3 protein-coding genes are annotated in these 4,770 nt (G+C 53.6%); all 3 read right to left on the bottom strand.

Going from position 1 to position 4,770, the window contains the following annotated elements; all coding sequences use genetic code 11:
* Positions 1-445 precede the first annotated feature (445 nt).
* Positions 446-1,324 (bottom strand): transporter, encoded by an 879-nt coding sequence (locus SV7mr_RS00905; RefSeq protein ID WP_145268358.1) that lies wholly within the window; start codon positions 1,322-1,324, stop codon positions 446-448.
* A 275-nt stretch (positions 1,325-1,599) separates the two neighbouring features.
* On the bottom strand, positions 1,600-2,448 hold the full coding sequence (locus tag SV7mr_RS00900) for an alpha/beta hydrolase (protein ID WP_145268356.1): 849 nt from the start codon (positions 2,446-2,448) through the stop codon (positions 1,600-1,602).
* 179 nt (positions 2,449-2,627) lie between these two features.
* A complete protein-coding gene (metG, locus tag SV7mr_RS00895; RefSeq protein WP_145268354.1) occupies positions 2,628-4,676 on the bottom strand; it encodes a methionine--tRNA ligase in 2,049 nt (682 codons plus the stop codon).
* Between the last annotated feature and the right edge of the window lie 94 nt (positions 4,677-4,770).

The following is a 4,770-nucleotide window of genomic DNA, read 5'->3' as shown; positions in this document are numbered from 1 at the left end:
AATCGTAGGCGATCGAGCGAGAGTCGCTGGTCAATCCAATGGGATGGATCGCCCAGCGTTGGCATGACATCTGTGATATCTGCATGGATTTATGCAGTTACGCAGACTGCCTACTTTATATGTTCCCATTCGAGTTGGCTCGACTGGGTAGCTGGATTCCTCCCAATTCGAGGCAAGTATTGTTGAAGATCTGGTAACGGTTCCATACGGGCTGGATGATTGCCGCCAATACTACGTTAGTGCACTCCAAGCAACTCGATCGAAAGGCGCCTAACGCACTCACTGGTGCGGCTAGCCGCGTCTCAGGTCACAGCCCAGCCTGCCTGTCTCTTAAAACCTCTCACGATCTGCGCAAACGACCACTGTCCCAAGTGATGCCCAGAGTTGCCAAATCACCAAGCCTGAAGCGTGGCTCCACACAGGCGGTTAGAAAATGTGACGCTGACTAGAATCGCACGCCGCCGCCGAAACCGGCAAAGAAATCATCTGCGTCATCGGTCAGCCCCTTGCCGAAGCGCAGATCCAAGACAAAGTCATCGGTGACAAAGTAGTCGACACCGATGTTGTAGACGACGATGTTAAAGTTGTCTTGCAGTGCATGTGAGAACAGCCCATAGAACTCGTGGTACAAAGTGATGTTCTCCGTCAGTTCAGCTCCCAGGGCAACCGATTGGTTCCAAACGATGAACCAATCCTCAGCGGGTTCACTGGGAATCAATCCGATGTCATCAAGACCTCCGGTACCGTATCCCGTCGACCCGCTCAGTTCCCAGAATTCAGCGAGCTCCCAGCCATAGATGTAGTCAATGCCATGATCGACACGTTGAGTTGAAAAAATATCTGCACCCGAAGGGGCCGAGAAACGCAACTCGAGAGCGCTCTCCGGTCGGTAGCCGCATTGTTCCGTCATGCCTAGCTTGAAACTCCAGATCAAATCTTGCGCGCCGTCTTCATGATCGGCGACATCAATGAAGCGCCATGCATAGTTAAAGCGCAAACGGAACTCAATGTCCTCGCTCAACCCCAGACGCAACAGCATTTCAGGAGCCACATGCGTGTGCTCGATCTCGTCATCGTGGTCTTTGTAGAAGTAACTGTAGCCGCCTTCAAGCTGAGCGACGCCGTAACCAACAGTGGTGGTCGACTGAGTGAAGTCATGCCGCTCGGTCTCTATGCGCTCTTCGAATGGGTTACGGTACGAATGACAAGGCTTGAAGAAGTCATCCATAAACTCGAAGGAATATCCCGATTGTGCAGAACACGTTGCCGAGTGGGACAACATCATTGCGAAGAACGCGAGCATGCAAAGACTTGCCTGTTTCATCGGAAATTTGCTGATCCTGAACGTGAATGTCAAAAAGGTTCGGTTTGAAACCGAAGCGGGCTTACGCGGTAAAACCGAAGCGGGCTTACGCTTAGATCGGCGGAACCAGAGCAATTCAGCAACCAAACCCAAAGTTCTTTCACGCGCCGCCGGGTTGGCAAAGAATAGCGATTGCACGCAACACTCGGGCTAGCGAAGCGAGAGCAAGCGGTAAGAAGAGACGCCTGATCGATCAACAGCGCGAGGGGAATCGGATGACGGGCGAAGCAAGCGCGTTATCTAGGCGACAAAATACCGTTCAGTTTAGCCATCGAAAGCGAGTGTTCGACCAACCAATCGACCGCTGGAGCCAGCAACGGGTCCTGTTCATCGGTTAACGTGCCGCTGTGGTCAGCAGCAGGAATCACGACGCGTTGTGTTGGTCCTGCCCAGGCGCTGACGACTTTGTCTTGCAGTGTGGTTGGCACCAACTCATCAAGCTCGCTTTGCACAACCAGCATCGGCAACTGGATCTGTCGCGCGGTTCGCAGCAGATTCATTTCTGGGGGCAGGCTATCCGCAATAGAGTCGGCCCACCTGCCCAAAACATGGTCTTTAGCCTGCTGCTTGATGACTTCGACCAAGGGCGGTGGGTTACGCAGAACGACACCACAGACATTGCCAGGACATAGCGTGTTCGAACAGGCCGCGACGGCACCGGTGGTGGCACAGCCCATCGAATTACCATACAGCCAAATGGGTGTGTGTTGCAGCTGCAAGTGTTCAATCACCAGCCTGACGAACACCGACGCACGGCGGGCGATGTTACTGATCGATGCCCGACCGGTTGTCCTTCCGTATCCCGGCGGATTCCACGACAACTGCAAGACGTCGCGCCCAACCAGACCTGCTGGCCAGGGGCTGGCGCGCTCGGCACGGCCTTTGATGCCGGGAAACTTGATGATGACCAACTCGGCGGGAACATCCAGCGAACGATCGGGAAAATTGGGACGCTGAGCAAAGCATTCATCGCTATCGAGACCATGATCGATCACCAAACGCTCTTGATGATCGTGGTCGATCCATCCGCGAGAAGGCTGCAAGACAAAATGATCCAGCAGCAACTGCCGAAATGCATTGATCATGAATCGCGTCTCCCAAATCGCCCCGCACTCACCGCAGCGTCTGCACTTTCCACCAAGGTCAACCAATGCTCATCACCGGCGGCAACCGACCGACGATCACCCAGTGCATCCAGCCTGGTCGCCGGTCCCGATCTCACCAGCCTCTGCCGGCGGCAAGTCGATGCGACGGAGCGCCAGCATTAATGCACGCGTTGGCCTGGCTGTGCACCCTCATCGAGTGCCAATAAGAACACATCCTTTCCGCCAGGACCGGATGCACAAACCATTCCTTCGCTCAATCCGAATCGCATTTTGCGTGGTTTCAGGTTTGCCACCATGACGACCAAGCGACCGACGAGCTCTTCGGGTTCGTAGGCGGCCTTGATGCCAGCAAAAACTTGCCGAGTTTCATCGCCGCCCAAGCCTAACTTTAATTTTAGCAACTTGTTGGCTTCTGGGACGTGTTCTGCGGAAAGCACTCGTGCGACACGAAAGTCCACTTTGGCAAATTCGTCAATGGTGATTTCTTCGGCTAAGGGTTCGTCCTTAAGCGGCTGATCAGAATCATTGAACGTGGGCAGATTGTCTGCGGCGGCTTGAGCTTCGGCTTCTTGCTTGCTTTCTTCGATCATCTTTTTGAGGTCCTCTGATTGAACGCGTTCCATCATGCGTTTGAATTTATTGACGGATGTCCCTAACAACGGGGTTTGGCTTTGCTGCCATGATTCGATGGGTTCACCGAGCAAACTGGAGCACTTTTGTGCCAGTGTCGGCAAGACAGGTGCCAGGTAAATGGATAACTGGCGGAACAGGTTAAGTGCGACGGTGACGACGTTGCGAAGTTCTTCCTGGCGTTCAGGATCCTTTTTCATCTCCCATGGCTTGGCATGTTCGACGAAGGGGTTTGCGGCGTCGGCCAGCTCCATGATCTTCCGCATGGCCTTGGAGAAGTCACCGGCTTCATAGGCATCGGCGATCTCTTGACCGGCTTTGGCAGCATTATCAAACAAACCACCGTCATCAGGATACGTTTCAGCCAATCCAGTGGTCGCAGCGAATTTCCCCACGCGACTGGCCAAGTTAACAACCTTGCCGACCAGGTCGCTGTTGACCTTTTCAACAAACTCATCAATGCTCAAGTCCAAGTCTTCGACTCGGGGCGTCAACTTGGTGGCATAGAAGTAACGCAAGAAATCAGGATCAGCGTGCTTCAGGAATGTCTCGGCCGAAACCAGCGTGCCGGTCGACTTACTCATCTTGGCACCATCCACATTCAAGAATCCGTGGATGTGCACTTTGGCTGGCAATTGATAACCGGCAGTTTTCAACATCCCCGGCCAGAACAATGTGTGGAAGTACGTGATGTCTTTCCCAATGAAGTGGTGAATCTCAGTTTCGTCACTGCGCCACCAATCATCAAAGGCTTCGCCCGTCTTGTCGCACCACTGCTGCGTGGAGGAGAGATAACCGATCGGTGCATCGAACCAAACGTACCAGTAGTTGCCAGGCGAATCTGGAATCTCGAAACCAAAGTAAGGTGCCGGCCGACTGATGTCCCAGTCTCTTAGCGGCTTATCATCCGCCAAGAAATAGCCCTTCAGATAGTTGGCTGTTTCCTTCTGCAGTGCGTCCCCGTTTTCAATCCACTCACTTAAGAAGCCTCGCAACTTCTCAAGCTGAACAAACAGGTGGACGGCGGACTTAACAATCGGCGTGGCACCGCTAAGCGTGCTGACGGGGTCGATCAGTTCGGTGGGCGAGTAAGTTGCACCGCACTGGCAACTATCGCCGGGTTGATCTTTATGCCCGCTAACGGGACAGGTGCCGCGAACAAAACGATCGGCCAAAAACGTCTCTGCTTCGGGGTCATAGAGTTGATCGATTGATTTTTCGGCAACCAAATCCGCTTTACGAAGTGCATCCCAGATGAAGTGACACTGCTGGCGATTTTCGTCGCTGTTGGTGCTGCCGTAATGATCAAATTCAACATGGAAGTCGGCAAAGTCGCGCTGATGCTGTTGGCTGACATCCGCGATCAGCTGTTCCTCGCTGCGGCCCTCGCGTTTGGCACGAATCATGATCGCCGTTCCGTGCGTGTCATCAGCACAGATGTAGACACAACGATTCCCGATCAGCTTTTGAAATCGCACCCACACATCGGTCTGAATGTACTCCACCAAGTGACCGATATGAATCGGCCCGTTGGCATAGGGCAATGCGCTGGTAACCAAAATCCGACGTGGCGACATTGGAGAATCCAAAAGAGGTAAAGCGGTTCAATTTTGCGTCAGCAGGATTGTACCCGCGCAGGGCAAAAGCGTAATCCCATCTGTTTCCTGGAGT

Source organism: Stieleria bergensis (assembly GCA_007745635.1).
Lineage (GTDB): Bacteria > Planctomycetota > Planctomycetia > Pirellulales > Pirellulaceae > Stieleria > Stieleria bergensis.
This window is presented reverse-complemented; position numbering and strand designations above follow the sequence as displayed.

What these genes read in the sequence shown, in the direction of transcription:
- metG (WP_145268354.1), bottom strand. Translation starts at nt 4,676, where the DNA reads ATGTCGCCACGTCGGATTTTGGTTACCAGCGCATTGCCCTATGCCAAC.
- SV7mr_RS00900 (WP_145268356.1), bottom strand. Translation starts at nt 2,448, where the DNA reads ATGATCAATGCATTTCGGCAGTTGCTGCTGGATCATTTTGTCTTGCAG.
- SV7mr_RS00905 (WP_145268358.1), bottom strand. Translation starts at nt 1,324, where the DNA reads ATGAAACAGGCAAGTCTTTGCATGCTCGCGTTCTTCGCAATGATGTTG.